Below are 17,440 nucleotides of genomic sequence, written 5' to 3'. Positions count from 1 at the left end.
AGCCCCATGACCCGCCGCGCCGGAGGCGCGGCCATGACTCAGTCATTGCACGCCCTGGCGCTTGGCGATCGCCTTCGCCTTCGAGACGGCGGAGGCCCAGGCGGCGTCGGAGGTCTTGGAGCCGGTCTGTACGGTCTTGAGCTCGTCGTGGAACGGCGCGGCCACAGCGTCGTCGAACGGGCTCTGGTACGCCACCGGGATGGCCTTGGCGGCCGGGCCGAACGTCTCGATCGGCACCTGCCCGCCGAAGAACGGGTCGGCCGCCTTCAGTTGCGGCTTGTCGTACGCCGCCGGTGCGGAGGGGAAGATCTGGGCATCGGCGAACGCCTTCGCCTCGTTGTCCGGGCTGAGCATGTACTTGATCACCTCGAACGCCTTCTGCGGGTCGGCCGCGTTCTTGGTGATCGCGAGGAACGAGCCGCCGAAGTTCGCCGGTCCGCTCGGTGTCGGGGCCAGCCGCCACTTGCCGACGCTGGTCTTGACCGCCGACTTGATGTCCAGCGCCACCCAGGCGGCGCCGATGTGCGCGGGGATCGTGCCCTGGTCGAGGCCGGCGTTCCAGTCCGGGCCACCGCTCGGCGTCTTGCCGTCGATCTTCAGCGTCATCGCCTTGACCGAGGTGTCCCAGGCCTTGCGGATGTGGTCCTGGTCGCCGATGAACGTGTTGTCCTTGGAGATGTACCGCTCGGTGCCCTGGCCGACGACCATGTCGTACAGGTCGGTGGCGTCCCAGACGAGCGGCGCCTTCGGGTTCGCCTTCTTCAGCTCGACCCCGGCGGCGAAGAAGTCGTCCCAGGTCTTCAGCTGCTCGGCCACCTTGGCCGGGTCGCTCGGCAGTCCGCCCGCCGCGAAGACGTCCTCACGGTAGAACAGCGCGGTCGGGCCGACGTCGATCGGCAGTCCGATCACCTTGCCGTCCAGTGTCGTGGCCTGCTTGACCTTCCAGTCCAGGTAGTCGCCGAGGATCGAGTCCGCGCCGACCGTCTTCAGGTCCACGAACCGCTCGGCCTGCGGCAGCAGCGAGGCGATGTCCTCGCCCTTGAGGCCGGTGATGTCCGGGATGCCCGTACCGCCGTTGAAGGTGGTGATCAGCTTCTGCTTGAAGTCGCCGCCGATCTCGGAGTACTTGATCTTCGGGTCGGGGAAGTGCGCGATCGTGTCGTCGAGCACGGACTTGCCCAGACCGCCCGGCCAGCACCACATCGCCAGCGCGGTGGTGGTGTTCTTCTTCGCCGTCGCCCCGGTGTCCATCCCGGACGAGCAGCCGACGAGGGATCCGCCAAGCACGGCCGTGAAGCCCCCGAGCAGCGTCCGACGTGAGAGCTCCATGGGTTCTACCTTCCTGAGTGGGCGCTGATCAGCGCATGGAGGTGGTGGTCTTCGGGGTGCGCGGCCTGCCAGGCCGCCAGGTCCGCCCAGCGGGGCGCGGCGTCGGCGCCGCCCAGCCGGGTGACCGACAGCGCCGCGGTGAGTGCGGCGAACCGCACGCGCTGCTCGAGTGGCAGCTCCCACAACGTCGCGGCGATGAAACCGGCGGCGAACACATCACCCGCCCCGGTGGTGTCCGCCGCCGGGACCGGATACGCAGGTACGGCGACTTTCTCGCCAGTACTCGCGTCGAGCGCGAGGGCTCCGGCGGCGCCGTTCGACACGACGACCAGCGGCACCTGCTCCGCCAGCCGGTCGAGCGCCTGCTCCGGACTGTCCGTCCGGGTGTAGCTCATGGCCTCGCCGGCGTTCGGAAGGAACACGTCGCAGTGCTCGAGCTGATCGAGGACGGCGGGATCCCACTGCTCGGACGGATCCCAACCCACGTCGGCGAACACCACGCAACCGGCCGCCTTCGCCTTCGCCAGCCACTCGTTCGGCCAGGGGCCGATGTGGGCGGCGACGGCTCGGGCGGCCGGTGGCGCGGTGATCAGCTCGTCGGCCGACAGCGGGGGACGGGTACCGCGGGTGACGAGTGCCCGATCGTTGTCATAGGCAAGGGCCACGGTGAGCGGGGTCCGCCAGCCGGCGAGCTTGCGGGAGAGAGTCAGGTCGATGCCCTCGGCGGTCAGGCTGTCCCAGATGTGGTCGCCTTCGGGGTCCGAGCCGAACGCCGCGGCCAGTCCGGTCCGCAGGCCGAGCCGGGCGAGCGCGACCGCGAAGTTCGCGATGCCGCCGGGGCTCTCGTGCGAATCGGCGGCCCAGACTTCGGTGCCGGGCCGGGGTGGCGTGGCCAGGCCGAGCACCAGGTCCTGGAAGACCAAGCCGGACACCACCACGTCCAGCGCACTCATCCACGTCCTCGCTTCGCTCCGGGCGCGGATGAGGCACGAAAGACGCTGTGTTGGATGGTGAACTCGCTCCGCTCGTCCACGTTTCAGCACACTCCTGCAGGGTCGATCAAACTCGTGCATGAATCTTGGAGCTACTGCGCAAGATCCGCAATACCTGCTCACGACTTTGACGGAAAATGACAGAGTTTGCGTGGTACGGTCTGTCTGTGTTGCCGAAGCAGCGACAGGATCAGATCGTCCGCGCGCTCCGGGCCGACGGGGCCGGGGGCGTCAAGGTGCTGGCCGGCCAGTTGGGGGTCAGTGAGGCTACGATTCGCCGCGACCTCGAGCAGTTGCACGCCGAGGGCCGGCTCACCCGGGTCTACGGTGGCGCGCTCGCGGTTGACGGCGGTGACGAGCCGTTCGCGGACGTGAACGCCGTACATGCCGAGGAGAAGGACCGGATCGCGCGGCGGGCCGCGGAGTTGGTGAGTGACGGCGAGTCGGTGTTGCTCGACATCGGGACCACAGCGCTCCGGGTCGCGCAGCACCTGCACGGCCGGTCGTTGACGGTGGTGACGAGCAATCTCGCCGTACTCGAAGAGTTGCAGCACGACGAGCAGATCGAACTGATCGTGCTCGGCGGGTTCGTCCGGCGGAGCTACCGGTCTCTGGTCGGGTACCTGACCGAGGAGAGCCTGCGGCAGATCCACGTCGACTGGCTGTTCCTCGGGACCAGCGGGGTCCGGCCGGACGGGCGCGTCATGGACAGCACGATGATCGAGGTGCCGGTGAAGCGCGCGATGATCAAGGCCGCCGACCGGGTGGTGCTGCTGGCGGACCGGACGAAGTTCCCGGGGCACGGGGTTGCGCGGGTCTGCGAGCCGGGCGAACTCTTCATGGTGGTGACCGAGCCCGACGCCGACGAGGCGACCCGGGCCCAACTGGCGGAGGCGGGGGTACAGGTGATGTTGGCGTGAGGCTGACCATTCTCGGCGGCGGTGGATTCCGGGTGCCGCTCGTCTATCAGGCGTTGCTGGGTGATCGTGGCGCAGGCCGGATCACGTCGGTGGTGCTGTACGACGCGGACCGGACGCGGCTCGCGTCGATCGCCGCGGTGCTGCGGCAGCAGGCCGCAGCGGTGGCCGACGCTCCGGTAGTCACCGAAACGACCAATCTGGACGACGCGCTGCGTGGTGCGGACTTCGTCTTCTCGGCCATCCGGGTGGGCGGTCTGGAAGGGCGGACTGTCGACGAGCGGGTCGCGCTGGATCTCGGCGTACTCGGGCAGGAGACGGTCGGAGCCGGTGGGATCGCTTACGGCCTACGGACGCTGCCGGTCGCCGTGGGGATCGCCCAGCGGATCGCGGCGGTCGCGCCCGAGGCCTGGGTCATCAACTTCACCAACCCGGCGGGGATGGTGACCGAGGCGATGATCCCGTACCTGGGGGACCGGGTGATCGGGATCTGTGACTCACCGTCCGGGCTGGGCCGTCGGGCGGCGCTGGCGCTCGGACTCGATCCGTCGACTGCCTTCTACGACTACGCAGGGCTGAATCACCTGGGCTGGCTGCGCGGTCTGCGGTCGGGTGGAGTGGATCGGCTGCCTGAGCTGCTGGAGTCGAGCGATGCGCTGGCGTCCTTCGAGGAGGGGCGGCTTTTCGGCGCGGACTGGCTGCGGTCGTTGGGGTGCATCCCGAACGAGTACTTGCATTACTACTACTTCGCGCGCGAGACGCTGGCCGCCGTACAGGGTGTTCGGCAGACGCGGGGGACGTTCCTGCTGGAGCAGCAGTCCGCGTTCTACGCCGAGACCGAGCGGCAACCGGAGCATGCGCTGGAGCTGTGGCAGAAGACGCGGGCCGAGCGTGAGTCGACGTACATGGTGGAGAGCCGCGAGATCGCCGACGCGGGAGAGCGCGACGAGCGGGACATGGCGGCCGGGGGATACGAGCAGGTCGCGCTGTCGCTGATGCGGGCGATCGCCCACAACGAGCGGGCCTCCCTGATCCTGAACGTCCGGAACCGTGGCGTACTGCGTCAGCTGGACGACGACGCCGTGGTCGAGATCCCCTGCACGGTCGACGCCAACGGTGCGCTGCCCGTCACGGTGTCCCAGCTGACCGACCACCAGGCCGGTCTGGTCTGCTCGGTCAAGGCTGTCGAGCGGTCCACGATCGAAGCCGCGGACTCAGGATCCCGGGATGCGGCGTTGCGGGCCTTCGCCTGGCATCCTTTGATCGACTCCGTGACCGCCGCGGGGAAGCTTCTCGACGCGTACGCCGGCCAACTGCCGGATCTCGCCCGCTTCCGGGCGTAATGCCGGATTCGTCGCCGTACCCGACTATCTGGCACAATGGCCTGCTGAGTCCGTCCAGGTTCGTGCAGCCCTCTAACTCCACTGCCTGATGCGGCCCATTCGAGTGGTCACCCGTTGTCCCCACGACGCTGTGCTGCTCACCCAGACATGTAATCCAAGGGAGACCCCACAAACGTGGCAGTCAAGATCCGTTTGAAGCGCATCGGCAAGAAGCGTGCGCCGCACTACCGCATCGTCGTGATGGATGCCCGCACCAAGCGTGACGGCCGCGCCATCGAGGAGATCGGCAAGTACAACCCGAAGACCGAGCCGTCGTTCATCCACGTCGAGTCGGACCGGGCGCAGTACTGGCTGAGCGTCGGCGCGCAGCCGACCGAGGCCGTCGAGGCGATCTTCAAGGCCTCCGGCGACTGGCAGAAGTTCAAGGGCGAGGCCGCTCCGGCGCCGCTGCGGGTCAAGGAGCCGAAGCGGGACAAGCAGGAGATCTTCAACGAGGCCCTCGCCGAGGCGCACGGCACGCTGAAGACCGAGGCCGTCACCGCCAAGAAGACCGCGGCGAAGAAGACGGCCGAGAAGAAGGACGACGCGCCCAAGGCCGAGGAGCCCAAGGCCGAGGAGCCGAAGGCCGAGGCTGCTGAGGCTCCGGCCGAGGCTGCCGCCGAGGCCGCGCCGGCCGACGACGCCAAGGCCTGACGATGATGGAGACCGAGGCGCTCGAGCACCTGGTCCGAGGCATCGTGGACAACCCCGACGACGTCAGCGTCCGGGCCCGGAACCTGCGGCGTGGCCGCACCCTCGAGGTGCACGTCCACCCCGACGACATCGGCAAGGTGATCGGCCGCAACGGCCGGACCGCCACCGCCATCCGTACCGTCGTCGGCGCCCTCAGCTCCGAGTCCTCCCTGCGCATCGACTTCGTCGACGAGCTCAACCGGCGTCCGCGCCGCTGACTCGCAGCAGTCCCCGAAGGGCCGCACCCCACCGGGTGCGGCCCTTCGCCATATCCTCAGGTGAATCGTCGTGTCTGCAGAGAGAGGTTTGTGCGGGTGTTGGTGACTGTCGGACGGATCGGCCGGGCGCATGGTCTCAAGGGCGAGGTCGGGGTGGACGTCCGCACGGATGAGCCGGATCGGCGGTTCGCGGAGGGCGCGACCGTGGTGACGGACTCGAAGGTGCCGCGGACGCTGACCGTGGCCGCGAGCCGCTGGCACAGTGGGCGGCTGCTGGTGAAGTTCGCCGACGTGCCGGACCGGACCGCGGCCGAGCAGTTGCGGAATCTGACCGTGCGATCCGAGGTCTCGGAGGACGAGCGCCCCGAGGACCCGGAGGAGTACTACGACCGCGAGTTGATCGGTCTGGCCGTCCGCACCGACGACGGCGCCCAGGCCGGCGAGATCATCGACGTCGTACACCTGCCTTCGCAGGACCTCCTGGAGATCCGCCGCCCTGCGGGCAACGCCGTACTTGTGCCACTGGTCGAGGAGCTGGTCCCGGAGATCAACGTGGACAAGGGGTACGTCGTCGTGGCCGACCGGCCCGGTCTGCTGGACCCGGAGGGCGCCGAGGTGGCCCCGACCGAGCCGGGCCCGGAGTGAGGCCCGGACAGATGAGACTGGACGTCGTCACGATCTTCCCGGAGTACCTGGCCGCGCTCGACGTCTCCCTGGTCGGCAAGGCGGCCAAGAGCGGCCTCCTGGACATCCACCTGCACGACCTGCGCGACTGGACCCACGACCGGCACCGGACCGTCGACGACACCCCGTACGGCGGTGGCGCCGGCATGGTGATGAAGCCGGAGCCGTGGGGCCAGGCCCTCGACGCCATCGCGCCCGCAGACGGCCCGACGCAACCCCGGCTGATCGTGCCGACGCCCGCAGGCCGCCCTTTCACCCAGGAACTCGCCTATGAGCTCGCGGCTGAGCCATGGCTCGCTTTCGCGTGCGGCCGCTACGAGGGCATCGACGCGCGGGTCGCGTCGTACGCCGGTGAGCGCATGCGGGTCGACGAGGTGTCCATCGGCGACTACGTGCTCAACGGCGGTGAGGTCGCCGTACTCGTCATGGTCGAGGCAGTCGCTCGCCTCCTGCCCGGAGTGATCGGCAACCCGGAATCCCTGGCCGAGGAGTCGCACTCCGGCGACGGCCTGCTCGAGTACCCGGTCTACACGAAACCCCCGAGCTGGCGCGGGTACGACGTACCCGACGTACTGCTCTCGGGGAACCACGGCCTGATCGCGGACTGGCACCACGAGGAGTCGGTACGCCGTACTGCCGAGCGCCGGCCTGATCTGCTCGCGGCGTGGGGCGATGCGGTCGCCGGGAAGGATGATGCCGCGTCTCAGGTCCGGCTGCTGCCGGCCACCGAGGAGGACGCGGGGGAGCTCTACACGCTGCAGCTGGCAGCCTTCCTCTCGGAGGGACGGCTCTACGGCGATCTCGCCATCCCGCCGCTGGCCGAGGAGCTGGACGCGTGTGTCGCCAGGGTCAAGCAGGGCGGCGTGCTCAAAGCGGTCGCGGGCACGCGGATCGTCGGCTCGGTGCACCTGACCGTGGACGGTGAGGTCGGCCACATCGGACGGCTCATGGTCGCGCCGGATTGGCAGGGCCGTGGTCTGGGCGCCCGGTTGCTGCGGGTCGCCGAGCAGCTCGCGCCCGCCGGCGTCACGTCGTACCAGCTCGACACCGGTGCGGAGAGTGACCGCAACCTCGAGCTGTATCGGAAGGCCGGTTACCGTGAGGTACATCGACGGCAGCAGACCGCGAACGTCGAGCTGGTTGTGCTCACGAAGCGTCGCAAGCGGCGCTGATTTCGGTTCCGCTGGCGCGGTGTGGCAAGATTGCTCGTTGCTGCCCTTCGGTGCTCCTGCCACAGGGGGTGACCACCGACCGGCAGCTTTTGATGACTTCATCACCACCGACATTTCGTGGGTGACCTGTGGCACGCGCGAGGAAGAGACACCTGATGAGCAACGTCCTGAACGAGCTCGACAACGCGAGCAAGCGCGACGATATCCCCTCCTTCCGCCCCGGCGACACCGTCAAGGTGCACGTCAAGGTCGTCGAGGGCAACCGGTCCCGCGTCCAGGTGTTCCAGGGTGTCGTGATCCGGCGCCAGGGTGGTGGCCTGCAGGAGACCTTCACGGTCCGCAAGGTCAGCTTCGGCGTCGGCGTCGAGCGGACCTTCCCGCTGCACACCCCGATCGTCGAGAAGATCGAGGTCGTGACTCGCGGCGACGTCCGCCGGGCCAAGCTCTACTACCTGCGCGAACTGCGCGGCAAGGCAGCCAAGATCAAGGAGAAGCGGGACGTCCCGGCCTCCTGAACGTCTTCTAGCGACGACGGTCACCTATGGCGCCGAGCACTGCGACTCGCGCTCGCCCTCGCCCGGCATCGAGGGCACGTCGCAGCAAGGGACGTCACCGCAGGCTGAAGCAGCGCAATCCGCTGCTCAGTCTGCTTGTCGAGATGACCACCGTGACGGTGCTCGCACTCGTCATCACGGTGGTGCTGCGGTTGTTCGTCGCGGAGGCGTTCTACGTCCCGTCGGAGTCGATGTACGACACCCTGACCAAGGACGACCGGATCCTGGCCGAGAAGATCAGCTATCTGCACCGGGACGTCGACCGCGGCGACATCATCGTCTTCAAGGACCCGAGCAACTGGCTGAACGAGGAGCAGGCGCAGCCCGGCCCGTTCCGCAAGGTCGGTGAGTTCGTCGGCATCCTGCCGCGCAGCGGCGAGGGTCACCTGGTCAAGCGCGTCATCGGCATCGGCGGTGACAAGGTGGTCTGCTGCAACAAGGCCGGCCAGATCACCGTGAACGGGATCCCGCTGGACGAGCGCGAGTACCTGCTCAAGGACGCCAAGCCGTCCGAGGTGCCGTTCTCCGTGGTCGTGCCGACCGGCCATCTGTGGGTGATGGGCGACAATCGGGCCGAATCGGCCGACTCCCGTGCCCATATGGGCGGCCCCGGCGGTGGATTCGTGCCGGTCGAGAACGTGGTTGGCCGGGCCTGTTGCGTAATCTGGCCGTCTGACCGGATGACGATGCTGCGTCCTCCGGAAACCTTCAAGAAGCCGGGGCTGAAGAAGTGACCGATACACCGACCAAGACGGACGCCAAATCCGGCCACCGCTCAGGCTTCGGGGCGGCGGCCCGCGAATTCGTGCTGATCGTGGTCGGGGCCCTGATCGTCTCCTCGATCCTGCGGGCGTTCGTCGGGCAGATGTTCATCATCCCGAGCGAGTCGATGGAGAACACCCTGCTGGTCGGGGACCGCGTCGTGGTCGAGAAGCTCACCGACGTGAAGCGCGGCGACGTGGTCGTCTTCGAGGATCCGGGCGGCTGGCTCGGCCCGGAGGAGAGCGGTCAGAAGCGCGGCTCGATCGGCCGGTTCTTCGAGGTCGTCGGCCTGCTGCCCGACTCCAGCCACGGTCACCTGATCAAGCGCCTGATCGGCATGCCGGGCGACAAGGTCGCGTGCTGCGACTCCAAGGGCCGGCTCCTGGTCAACGGTCAGCCGCTCGACGAGACCAGCTACCTGTATCCGGGCGACGCGCCGTCGCAGATGGTTTTCCAGGTCACTGTCCCGGCGGGGCGCGTGTTCGTGATGGGTGACCATCGCTCTGCCTCGGGGGACTCCCGCGTCCATCTGCAGGACACCGACTCCGACGGCGCCAACCAGGGTGACGCCGCCTTCGTCCCGATGGACAAGATCACCGGCCGCGCGATCATGATCGTCTGGCCCGCCGGCCGCTGGGCCAAACTCGGCGTACCGGACACCTTCAAAGCCGTTCCAGCGCCCGGGCCGGCCCCGGACAAACCCTCGATCTCCCTCACCCCACCACCCAAGTGAGAGACCCCCGGTGCCCAACCTCTCGCCCTTCGGCCCCGGCCACACCCGACGCACTCGCCACACCCACCCATCCGCACCCGACCTCCTGCAATGTTGGTCGGTGCGGCTGCCTAGGGTGGGGTGTGTGATGCGGAGGGCTGCATGAGTGCGTTGCCGCGCGGGAGCACGGTCCGGCGGGATGCCGGGTTGTACGGGTACGAGCGGGCTCTGCGCCGCGTCGGCCTGGACCCGATCGCCGGCGTGGACGAGGCCGGCCGTGGACCCTGCGCCGGCCCGCTGGTCGCCGCCGCGGTGATCCTGCCGGAGGGCAAGCGCGGTCAGATCCCCGAGCTCGCCGACTCCAAGCTCCTCACCGCCAAGGCGCGCGACCGCTGCTACGACGAGATCCGCAACCGCGCCCTCGCCTGGTCGGTGGTCTCGATCGAGTCGACGGAGTGTGACCGCCTCGGCATGCATGTCGCCAACGTCGAAGCGCTCCGGCGAGCCCTTTTCCGTCTCGACGTACGCCCGGCGTACGTGCTGACCGACGGCTTCGGTGTCGACGGTCTCGACGTACCGGGCCTGGCGATCTGGAAGGGTGACCGCGTGGCGGCTTGTATCGCCGCCGCATCTGTGATCGCCAAAGTGACGCGGGACCGGGTGATGGAGCACTGGGACAAGGTGTACCCGCAGTACGGTTTCGGGATCCACAAGGGCTACTGCACACCTGAGCACCAGGCGGCACTGGACGAATACGGCCCGTGCCCACAACATCGACGGCGGTTCGAGAATGTCCGCCGCAGTCTGCGGCCCGATATGGGACAGAATGTGACCAGTCCCACCGGAGTGGAGAGCCTGTGAGTGAGCGTAGCGAGCGAACCAACAACTCAGCGCCCCGCAGCGCTCATGCCGGAGCCGAGCGTAGCGAGGTGGCGGCATGAGCGCTGACGACCTCGAGAAGTACGAGACCGATATGGAGCTACAGCTCTATCGGGAGTACAAGGACGTCGTCGGGATCTTCAAGTACGTCGTGGAGACCGAACGGCGTTTCTACCTGTGCAACGCGGTCGACCTGAAGGTCCGCACCGAGGGCGGCGACGTGTACTTCGAGGTGACGATGGCCGACGCGTGGGTCTGGGACGTCTACCGTTCCGCCCGCTTCGTCAAGAACGCCAAGGTGGTCACCTTCCGCGACGTCAACATCGAAGAGCTCGCCAAGTCCGACCTGGAAGTCCCCAAAGACTCCGACTTCGGCCGCTGACCGCCGCACCAGGGCTCATGAGCTCGGCAGGCTTTGGTCTGGTGGTGGAGTTGTTGGGGTCAGGTGCCAGCCGGAGTCGTCGTGCTCGATGAGGTGCAGGTCTGCGAGGGTGTCGAGGCAGCTCTCGGTTGTGGGGAGGTCCAAGCCCGCGGTGGTGGCTATCCGGTCGGCAGGGGCGGAACGGACGACAGGGACGGCGTCGAGCGTGCGGCGGACGTCGTGGTTCAGGTCGTCGATCGGATTCTTGGGGGCGTGCGGGTACGGGCTGAGGTGGGTGCCGAGCGGCGAGATCGCTTCGATGATGTCGGCAACGTTCGTGACGAGGACTGCGTCTCGTTCGCGGACCAAGAGGTGGCTGCCTTCGGACATCCGCGACGTGATCGGACCTGGCACGGCGAGCACAGCGCGACCGCACTGCTCGGCCCAGCCCGCGCTGTTGAGGGCACCGCTGCGTACGGCGGCCTCGATCACGACCGTCCCCAGCGTGCCGGCGGCGATGAGCCGGTTGCGGGACAGGAACCGCAATTTCGTCGGCGAACATCCCGGCGGTAGTTCACTCACGACCAGGCCGTCCTCGACGATCCGGCTGAACAGGGCCGAGTTGCTCTTCGGATAACTGACGTCGACCCCGCACGCCAGCACCGCAACCGTCAGCCCCGACGCCGCGAGCGCGCCACGGTGAGCCGCTGCGTCGATCCCATAAGCCCCGCCGGACACCACCGTGACGCCGTTGTCCGCCAATCCCGACGACAGCTCAGCCGCGACATGCTCGCCGTACGACGAACACGCGCGCGCACCCACCATCGCCACGGCCTGGGTGAGGGCACGCCGCAGGTTCGCCGGGCCGCGGACCCACAATCCGAACGGCACGCCCGCTCGGCGGCTCAGCTGGCCGGCCTCCGCGAGGATCTCCACCTGCTCCGGCCACTCGTCATCCCCAGGAATCACAAACCGTGCCCCCGCCGCAGCCGCTCGCTCCAAGTCGCGCTCCGGCTCAGCCTCAGCCAGCCTGGTAGACCACCGCTCCACCCCAGGAGCCTTCTGCTGCAGCAGCTCCCAGATCTCCAGCACGTCCAACCCGTCGAACGCCTTGAGCGCCGCCAGATCCCCGGGCTCCACCACCCGAGACAACCCGACCCGAGCCAACCGCTCCTCGTCATCACCCCCACCAACCCCAGCCCGACCCGGTCTGTTCGGCGGCGGAGGCGTCTTGAGCGGCAGACTCGCGTCCGTCGCGAGGCCGTTGGTCGTGGTGGCGCAGGTCGAGTTCATATCGGGCTCCTTGTGCGGGACGGCTGTCGGTGGGGTCAGTCAGCCGGGGAGACGGGTGAGGCCGGCCGGTCGCCGCCGGGTCAGGTGAGGGGTGGGTGTTGTTCGGGCGGACGTTGTGCGGTGTTTCAGCTGAGGGGGCGGGTGTCGGCGAGGTTGGTCAGGGGTTCGCCGGTGCGGAGCTGGAAGGCTTGGTGGGTGAGGTCGACGGTGGGTTGGGCGATGCCTTCCAGGTCGGCCAAGGTCCAGGCGAGGCGGACGACGCGGTCGAAGCCGCGGGCGGTGATGCGGCCGCCGGAGTAGAGGTCCTCGAGGAGTTTGTGGCTGGCGGCATCGAGTGGGTAGTCGCGGCGGAGGACCGGGCCGGGGACCTCGCTGTTGAGGATCCAGCCGGTGTCGCGGTAGCGGTGCCCTTGGCGCTCGCGAGCCGACTGGACGCGGGCGGCGACGACTGCGGTCGACTCCGGCTTCTCGTCGTTGATGGCGCGGGCGGCCGGCAAGATCTGGCGCTGGATATCGAGGCGGTCCTTGATCGGGCCGCTGATCCGTTGCCGGTAGCGCGCCAGCACTTGAGGCGTGCAGTTGCAGATCCCTTGGTTCGTCCCGGACAGTCCGCAGGGGCAGGGATTGGCCGCCAGGACGAGCATGAAGCGTGCCGGGAACTTGGCCACGGCGGCCGATCGATGCACCTCGATGTAGCCCGACTCGAGCGGCTGCCGCAGCGTGTCCAAGGTGAGCGGATGCATCTCGGGCGCCTCGTCGATGAAGAGGATCCCGCGGTGTGCGCAACTGATGGCACCGGGCCGCGGCATCCCCGAGCCGCCGCCGACGAGGCTGGAGAGCGACGCCGTGTGGTGTGGCGCGATGAACGGCGGACGAACGACGAGCTCGGCGTCGCTGGTCAGCAGCCCGGCCAACGAGTGCACAGCCGACACCTCCAGCGAGTCGTCCGTGCTCAGGTCGGGCATCAGTCCAGCGAGCCGCTCTGCCAGCATCGTCTTGCCGGACCCTGGCGGCCCATGCAGGAGCAGATGATGCCCACCCGCGGCAGCGGCCTCGATCGCCCGCCGCCCTTCGTGTTGGCCGATGACATCGTCGAGGTCGACCTCTGGAACCCGCGTCAGCGACTCGGACAACAGCCGCGGCTCGGCGCGGGGTGGGGCCTCGTCAGGGACCTCGGTCCCGCGGAGCAGCGCGAGCACCTGCCGCAATGACCGCACGCCGTACACCTCGATGCCGGGGACCAGGCGGGCTTCGCCGGAGTTGAGCTCGGGGACGACGATGCGCTCGAAGTTGGCCCTGGCGGCGGCCAGCGTCATCGCGAGGGCACCGCGGACCTCACGGATCCGGCCGTCGAGTCCGAGCTCGCCGATGATCGCCGTCTGCCGGAGCGGGCCAGGCTCGACCACCCCGGCCGCCGTGAGCAGAGCGAGAGCGATCGCGACATCGTAGTGAGAACCGGTCTTGGGCAGTGTGGCCGGCGAGAGGCCGATGGTGACCTTGCGGTCGGGGAATCGCTCCCCGCTGTTCACGACCGCGGCGCGGACCCGGTCGCGGGCCTCGGACAGCGAGGCGTCCGGTAGGCCGATCAGCGTTGTCTTCGGCAGGCCTTGGGCGATGTCCGCTTCGACCTCGACCAGATGCCCTTCCAGGCCGACCAGAGCGACCGACCACGTCTGTGCGAGCGACATCAGGCCGCCCCCCGCACGTGGTCGACGCTCGGGGGCGTGTTGTGGTCGAAGAGGACCGCGATGATGTCGATCCGGATTGCCGCGGGTCTGAGCTGGTGGGTCTGCAGCCAGCGGCCGGCCAGCTTGCGGAGCGTGGTCAGCTTCCGGTAGGTGATCGACTCCAGCGGGCTGCCGTAGTTCAGCCCGCGGCGCGTCTTCACCTCACAGACGACCAGCGTGTCGCCTTCGCGCGCGACGATGTCGATCTCGCCGAGCTCGCAGCGCCAGTTGCGCTCGAGCACGGCGAAACCGTGCGACGTGAGATACCTCGCGGCGAGATCCTCGCCGTACCGCCCGACTGCGTTCTTGGTCCGCATCGATGACCACCTCCGGCTAAGAACATGCCGGGATCAGGCCACGATTTCAGACCTCAGTTTTCGCCTGTGGACAACTCTGTCACCGATGATGTTGCCGGGGACAACGATCACGGGCACGACGTTGCCGCGGACAACCGCCGGGACGGCGTCAGTTGCGCATGTGCTTGCCGCGGGACGGTTTGTGCTGCTCGTGCGGCGGTGTGCGCACCGCACGCAACTCGTTCGGATCGGGCCGGATGGCCTGCAGGCCGCCGGTCCCGGGATCGGTGTCGCCGATGTCGAAGTCCCAGCTGTCCTCGTTCGCCAGCCGGCTGTGCCAGCGCCCGTACAGGCCGTAGATCGCCAGTCCGATCGCCATCCAGATGCCGAACTTCGTCCAGGTGCTCGTCTTCATGTTGAGCATCAGCCACAGTGTTGCGCCCAGCGACAGCAGCGGGATCAGCGGCACCATCGGCACCCGGAAGCCGCGCTCCAGGTTCGGCTCGGAGCGGCGCAGGGTGAGGACGCCGATCGCACAGAACGCGAAGCAGAACAACGCGCCGATGACCAGCAACTCCTCCAGGTCCAGCACCTTCGGATAGAGCGTCAGCGCCAGGGCGGCGAGGCCGGCAGCGGCCGCCGCGCGGGCGGGGGAGGAGTAGACCCGGCTGACTCGACCAAGGCTCTTCGGCAGGAGACCATCGCGGCCCATGTTGAACAGGACGCGGCTCTGCGCGATGAGAACAACCATGATCACCGTCATCAGCGCCAGCAGGGCGCCTAGGTTGACCACTTTTGCGGCCCAGCCGACACCGACCGCGGCCATCGCCTCCGAGACCGGTGCGCTGCCGCCCAGCTTGCCGTACGGGCGCATTCCGACCAGTACGACGGCCATCGCGATGTAGAGGATCGTGACGGCGCCGACGCCGAGCAGCATGCCCTGCGGAACCGTCTTGCGCGGGCTGCGCGCGTCCTCGGACGCGGTCGCGATCAGGTCGAACCCGATGTAGGCGAACACGATCGAGCTGGCCGCGGTGAAGATGCCCATGATCCCGAAGGAGCCGAACGACGAATCCAGGATCCAGCCGAGCAACGTCGGACTGGCGGTCGCGGGCGCGGCCCGGGCCATCGGCACGAACGGGTGGTAGTTGGCCATGTTGATGTGCGCGGCGCCGACGATCACGACCAGCAGGATCACGGCGACCTTGGCGATCACCACGACCGTCAGCACCCGGGCAGACAGCTTGGTGCCGGTCACGATCAACGCGGTCAGGATCAGCAACAGCACCGGGGCGACGAGGTTGACCTCAGCGTTCGGGCCGAAGAACTTGGCCACACCGGCGGGCAGCGTCACGCCGAATCCGTCCAAGGTGGCCAGGAAGTACGCCGACCAGACGCGGGCGACGATGGCCGCCGCGGTGACGAGCTCGAGCACGAGCGCCCAGCCGACCAGCCAGGCCCACATCTCGCCGAAGGTCACATAGCTGAAGGTGTACGCGCTGCCCGAAACAGGAATGGTGGACGACAGCTCGGCGTAGCAGGCCGCGGCCAGCACACACACGATCGCCGCGATCACGAACGAGATGATCACGGCCGGGCCGGCGACCGTGGCCGCCTGGTTACCGCTGATGCTGAAGATGCCGGACCCGATCATCACGCCCAGGCCAAGTACAACCAGGTCGCGACGACCGAACAAGCGCGGCAGACGGTGTCGCGCGTCCTCGACTCGAGTGAACGCCGACTCGACCGGCAGGCGCCGGCCTACGGTCTGTCCGTTCGCTGAGGGGGCCATGGTCAGGGGTGCCTCCGTTGCTACTAGGGCAATCGGGCCGAACAGTAGTCGACCGTCGGGCTATCGACCAGACCTCCCCTCCTCGACCCCCGCGCGGTGGCTTGCGATGCCGGGCCGGCTCCCGCATCGTCGAGGCATGACGCCGGACGCTGTCAGCACGAACCCCGACTGGCCGGAGGGTTTCGCTGCGTTATTGGCTGACTACGAACGGCATCTGACGGCGGAAAGAGACCTCAGCAGACATTCCGTGAGAGCCTACATCGGAGATGTCGCGGATTTACTCGAACATTTGATTCGGCTTGGTCACGATGATCTCGAGTCCCTCGACATCCGCGGGCTGCGCTCCTGGCTGGCCAAGCAGCAGAGCCTCGGCAAGGCGCGCAGCACGATGTCGCGGCGGGCCACGGCCGCGCGTGTCTTCACCGCGTGGGCGCAGCGGACCGGCCGGATCAGCACGGATCCGGGGGCGTTGCTGGCGAGCCCGCGGCCGCACAAAACCCTGCCCGGCGTGCTGGGCCAGGCCGACACTCGAGCCGTCCTGGATGCCGCCGCGGTGGCAGCGGATGACGGCAACCCGGTCGGGCTGCGCGATCTGGCGATCATGGAACTCCTGTATGCGACCGGCATCCGCGTCGGCGAGCTTTGTGCCCTCGACATCGACGACGTCGACACCTCGCGACGCGTCGTCCGCGTCTTCGGCAAGGGACGCAAGGAACGCTCCGTCCCGTACGGCGTGCCCGCTGCCGAAGCTCTCCAGAGATGGCTGGACGAGGCGCGACCGGAGGTGGCGCGACACGGGAGCGGCCCGGCTGTCTTCCTCGGCGCTCGCGGCGGCCGGATCGACCAGCGAGCGGTACGACGTCTCGTCCACGAGCGGATCGGGGTCGTCGACGCGCCGGACCTGTCGCCGCACGGGCTCCGGCACACGGCCGCTACCCATCTGCTCGAAGGTGGTGCCGATCTTCGCAGTGTCCAGGAACTGCTCGGGCACGCCTCGCTGGCGACCACGCAGATCTACACCCACATCTCGACCGACCGGCTCCGCAAGGCCTACGAGCAGGCCCATCCTCGAGCCTGATCCGCGGCCAGGACGGGGTGTGGATGCGGCGCGGTGGCAGGGCGATGGGGCAGACTGCGGGACATGCGGGTTTCGGCGAAGTCTGACTATGCGTTGCGGGCGTTGATCGAGATCACTCAGCGATGGGTGGCGAACGATCCCTCGGTGGTGTCGGCCGAGGAACTCAGTCGCGCGCAGGGGATTCCGCACGGCTTCCTGCAGGGCATCCTCGCCGACCTGCGCCGCGCCGGCGTGCTGGTGAGTCAGCGCGGCCAGTCCGGAGGGTGGCGGCTGGCCGTCGATCCGAACGAGATCTCGGTCGCCGACGTGATGCGCGCGGTGGACGGACCGATCGTGAGCATCTCCGGGGTGCGGCCCGAGAGCGTCGCGTACAACGAGCGGGCCGTCGTCCTGCAGCGCGTCTGGATCGCCGCGCGGGCCAGCCTGCGCGACGTGCTCGAGCACACCACGCTCATCGACCTCGCCAAGAACAAGCTTCCGGCCGGCGTCGAACGCCGCTCCCGCGACGAGGACGCCTGGCAGGCTCGGGTCCCCGGCAGCTGAGGCTCGCGCTCCGGCCCGGCCATTGCTACAGTGACGACTTATATAAGTCGATACTA

Annotated in this window: 19 protein-coding genes; 13 read left to right on the top strand and 6 right to left on the bottom strand. The window is 68.4% G+C overall.

Annotation, left to right across the window (positions count from 1 at the left end; genetic code table 11):
- Positions 1-42: 42 nt before the first annotated feature.
- Together OG555_RS41720 and OG555_RS41715 are read right to left on the bottom strand one after the other, a co-directional pair.
- Complete coding sequence (locus OG555_RS41720; protein ID WP_329479550.1) at positions 43-1,329, bottom strand: ABC transporter substrate-binding protein; 1,287 nt, start codon at positions 1,327-1,329, stop codon at positions 43-45.
- 5 nt (positions 1,330-1,334) lie between these two features.
- Positions 1,335-2,282 (bottom strand): carbohydrate kinase family protein, encoded by a 948-nt coding sequence (locus OG555_RS41715; RefSeq protein WP_329479548.1) that lies wholly within the window; start codon positions 2,280-2,282, stop codon positions 1,335-1,337.
- 176 nt (positions 2,283-2,458) lie between these two features.
- Here OG555_RS41715 and OG555_RS41710 point away from each other — a divergent pair, with 176 nt between their 5' ends.
- The 11 genes from OG555_RS41710 (at position 2,459) to OG555_RS41660 (ending at position 10,676) form a co-directional block, all read left to right on the top strand.
- Positions 2,459-3,241: a DeoR/GlpR family DNA-binding transcription regulator gene (locus OG555_RS41710; RefSeq protein ID WP_329479546.1), complete on the top strand. Its 783-nt coding sequence runs from the start codon at positions 2,459-2,461 to the stop codon at positions 3,239-3,241.
- On the top strand, positions 3,238-4,581 hold the full coding sequence (locus OG555_RS41705) for a 6-phospho-beta-glucosidase (protein WP_329479544.1): 1,344 nt from the start codon (positions 3,238-3,240) through the stop codon (positions 4,579-4,581). Before OG555_RS41710 ends, OG555_RS41705 begins: the two co-directional genes overlap by 4 nt.
- Before the next feature lie 174 nt (positions 4,582-4,755).
- The gene (gene rpsP / locus OG555_RS41700) at positions 4,756-5,274 is read left to right on the top strand and encodes a 30S ribosomal protein S16 (RefSeq protein ID WP_329479542.1); all 519 of its coding nucleotides are present in this window, start codon (positions 4,756-4,758) and stop codon (positions 5,272-5,274) included.
- 5 nt (positions 5,275-5,279) lie between these two features.
- Complete coding sequence (locus OG555_RS41695; protein WP_328526964.1) at positions 5,280-5,531, top strand: RNA-binding protein; 252 nt, start codon at positions 5,280-5,282, stop codon at positions 5,529-5,531.
- A gap of 96 nt (positions 5,532-5,627) precedes the next feature.
- Positions 5,628-6,176, top strand: coding sequence for a ribosome maturation factor RimM (gene rimM / locus OG555_RS41690; protein ID WP_329479540.1), 549 nt, complete (start codon positions 5,628-5,630; stop codon positions 6,174-6,176).
- 11 nt (positions 6,177-6,187) lie between these two features.
- Positions 6,188-7,387: a tRNA (guanosine(37)-N1)-methyltransferase TrmD gene (trmD, locus tag OG555_RS41685; RefSeq protein ID WP_329479538.1), complete on the top strand. Its 1,200-nt coding sequence runs from the start codon at positions 6,188-6,190 to the stop codon at positions 7,385-7,387.
- Positions 7,388-7,542: 155 nt separating this feature from the next.
- A complete protein-coding gene (gene rplS / locus OG555_RS41680) occupies positions 7,543-7,902 on the top strand; it encodes a 50S ribosomal protein L19 (RefSeq protein WP_329479536.1) in 360 nt (119 codons plus the stop codon).
- A 143-nt stretch (positions 7,903-8,045) separates the two neighbouring features.
- Positions 8,046-8,675, top strand: coding sequence for a signal peptidase I (gene lepB / locus OG555_RS41675; RefSeq protein WP_329479534.1), 630 nt, complete (start codon positions 8,046-8,048; stop codon positions 8,673-8,675).
- Positions 8,672-9,436 carry a signal peptidase I gene (lepB, locus tag OG555_RS41670; RefSeq protein WP_329479532.1) on the top strand — a complete coding sequence of 255 codons (765 nt, stop codon included), beginning with the start codon at positions 8,672-8,674 and terminating at the stop codon, positions 9,434-9,436. Before lepB (OG555_RS41675) ends, lepB (OG555_RS41670) begins: the two co-directional genes overlap by 4 nt.
- A gap of 141 nt (positions 9,437-9,577) precedes the next feature.
- Entirely contained in the window at positions 9,578-10,276 is a 699-nt protein-coding gene (locus OG555_RS41665) for a ribonuclease HII (RefSeq protein ID WP_329479530.1), read from the top strand.
- 76 nt (positions 10,277-10,352) lie between these two features.
- Positions 10,353-10,676 carry a DUF2469 domain-containing protein gene (locus tag OG555_RS41660; protein WP_012922325.1) on the top strand — a complete coding sequence of 108 codons (324 nt, stop codon included), beginning with the start codon at positions 10,353-10,355 and terminating at the stop codon, positions 10,674-10,676.
- 15 nt (positions 10,677-10,691) lie between these two features.
- Here OG555_RS41660 and dprA read toward each other — a convergent pair whose 3' ends face one another.
- The 4 genes from dprA to OG555_RS41640 all read right to left on the bottom strand — a co-directional run bounded on the left by dprA (position 10,692) and on the right by OG555_RS41640 (position 15,625).
- The gene (dprA, locus tag OG555_RS41655) at positions 10,692-11,948 is read right to left on the bottom strand and encodes a DNA-processing protein DprA (RefSeq protein WP_329479528.1); all 1,257 of its coding nucleotides are present in this window, start codon (positions 11,946-11,948) and stop codon (positions 10,692-10,694) included.
- A 125-nt stretch (positions 11,949-12,073) separates the two neighbouring features.
- Positions 12,074-13,636, bottom strand: a complete 1,563-nt coding sequence (locus OG555_RS41650; RefSeq protein WP_329479526.1) for a YifB family Mg chelatase-like AAA ATPase — start codon at positions 13,634-13,636, stop codon at positions 12,074-12,076.
- Entirely contained in the window at positions 13,636-13,992 is a 357-nt protein-coding gene (locus OG555_RS41645; RefSeq protein WP_328519468.1) for a YraN family protein, read from the bottom strand. The genes OG555_RS41650 and OG555_RS41645 overlap by 1 nt, the downstream gene beginning before the upstream one ends.
- Before the next feature lie 148 nt (positions 13,993-14,140).
- Positions 14,141-15,625, bottom strand: a complete 1,485-nt coding sequence (locus OG555_RS41640) for an APC family permease (RefSeq protein ID WP_329479524.1) — start codon at positions 15,623-15,625, stop codon at positions 14,141-14,143.
- A 274-nt stretch (positions 15,626-15,899) separates the two neighbouring features.
- On the opposite strand from OG555_RS41640, the gene OG555_RS41635 reads away from it, so the two are divergent.
- Both OG555_RS41635 and OG555_RS41630 read left to right on the top strand, forming a co-directional pair.
- A complete protein-coding gene (locus tag OG555_RS41635) occupies positions 15,900-16,841 on the top strand; it encodes a tyrosine recombinase XerC (protein WP_329479522.1) in 942 nt (313 codons plus the stop codon).
- A gap of 63 nt (positions 16,842-16,904) precedes the next feature.
- Positions 16,905-17,384 carry an RrF2 family transcriptional regulator gene (locus OG555_RS41630; protein WP_328519471.1) on the top strand — a complete coding sequence of 160 codons (480 nt, stop codon included), beginning with the start codon at positions 16,905-16,907 and terminating at the stop codon, positions 17,382-17,384.
- The last annotated feature ends 56 nt before the right edge of the window (positions 17,385-17,440 follow it).

This window comes from Kribbella sp. NBC_01484 (genome assembly GCF_036227145.1).
Classification (GTDB): Bacteria; Actinomycetota; Actinomycetes; order Propionibacteriales; family Kribbellaceae; genus Kribbella.
The sequence above is the reverse complement of the archived record's forward strand: the minus strand, read 5'-3'. Positions and strand labels throughout refer to the sequence as shown.

Excerpts from the sequence above, each read along its gene's own strand:
- OG555_RS41720 (WP_329479550.1), bottom strand. The coding sequence starts at position 1,329 with ATGGAGCTCTCACGTCGGACGCTGCTCGGGGGCTTCACGGCCGTGCTT.
- OG555_RS41715 (WP_329479548.1), bottom strand. The coding sequence starts at position 2,282 with ATGAGTGCGCTGGACGTGGTGGTGTCCGGCTTGGTCTTCCAGGACCTG.
- OG555_RS41710 (WP_329479546.1), top strand. The coding sequence starts at position 2,459 with ATGACAGAGTTTGCGTGGTACGGTCTGTCTGTGTTGCCGAAGCAGCGA.
- OG555_RS41695 (WP_328526964.1), top strand. The coding sequence starts at position 5,280 with ATGGAGACCGAGGCGCTCGAGCACCTGGTCCGAGGCATCGTGGACAAC.
- trmD (WP_329479538.1), top strand. The coding sequence starts at position 6,188 with ATGAGACTGGACGTCGTCACGATCTTCCCGGAGTACCTGGCCGCGCTC.
- rplS (WP_329479536.1), top strand. The coding sequence starts at position 7,543 with ATGAGCAACGTCCTGAACGAGCTCGACAACGCGAGCAAGCGCGACGAT.
- lepB (WP_329479534.1), top strand. The coding sequence starts at position 8,046 with ATGACCACCGTGACGGTGCTCGCACTCGTCATCACGGTGGTGCTGCGG.
- OG555_RS41665 (WP_329479530.1), top strand. The coding sequence starts at position 9,578 with ATGAGTGCGTTGCCGCGCGGGAGCACGGTCCGGCGGGATGCCGGGTTG.
- OG555_RS41660 (WP_012922325.1), top strand. The coding sequence starts at position 10,353 with ATGAGCGCTGACGACCTCGAGAAGTACGAGACCGATATGGAGCTACAG.
- dprA (WP_329479528.1), bottom strand. The coding sequence starts at position 11,948 with ATGAACTCGACCTGCGCCACCACGACCAACGGCCTCGCGACGGACGCG.
- OG555_RS41650 (WP_329479526.1), bottom strand. The coding sequence starts at position 13,636 with ATGTCGCTCGCACAGACGTGGTCGGTCGCTCTGGTCGGCCTGGAAGGG.
- OG555_RS41645 (WP_328519468.1), bottom strand. The coding sequence starts at position 13,992 with ATGCGGACCAAGAACGCAGTCGGGCGGTACGGCGAGGATCTCGCCGCG.
- OG555_RS41640 (WP_329479524.1), bottom strand. The coding sequence starts at position 15,625 with ATGATCGGGTCCGGCATCTTCAGCATCAGCGGTAACCAGGCGGCCACG.
- OG555_RS41635 (WP_329479522.1), top strand. The coding sequence starts at position 15,900 with ATGACGCCGGACGCTGTCAGCACGAACCCCGACTGGCCGGAGGGTTTC.
- OG555_RS41630 (WP_328519471.1), top strand. The coding sequence starts at position 16,905 with ATGCGGGTTTCGGCGAAGTCTGACTATGCGTTGCGGGCGTTGATCGAG.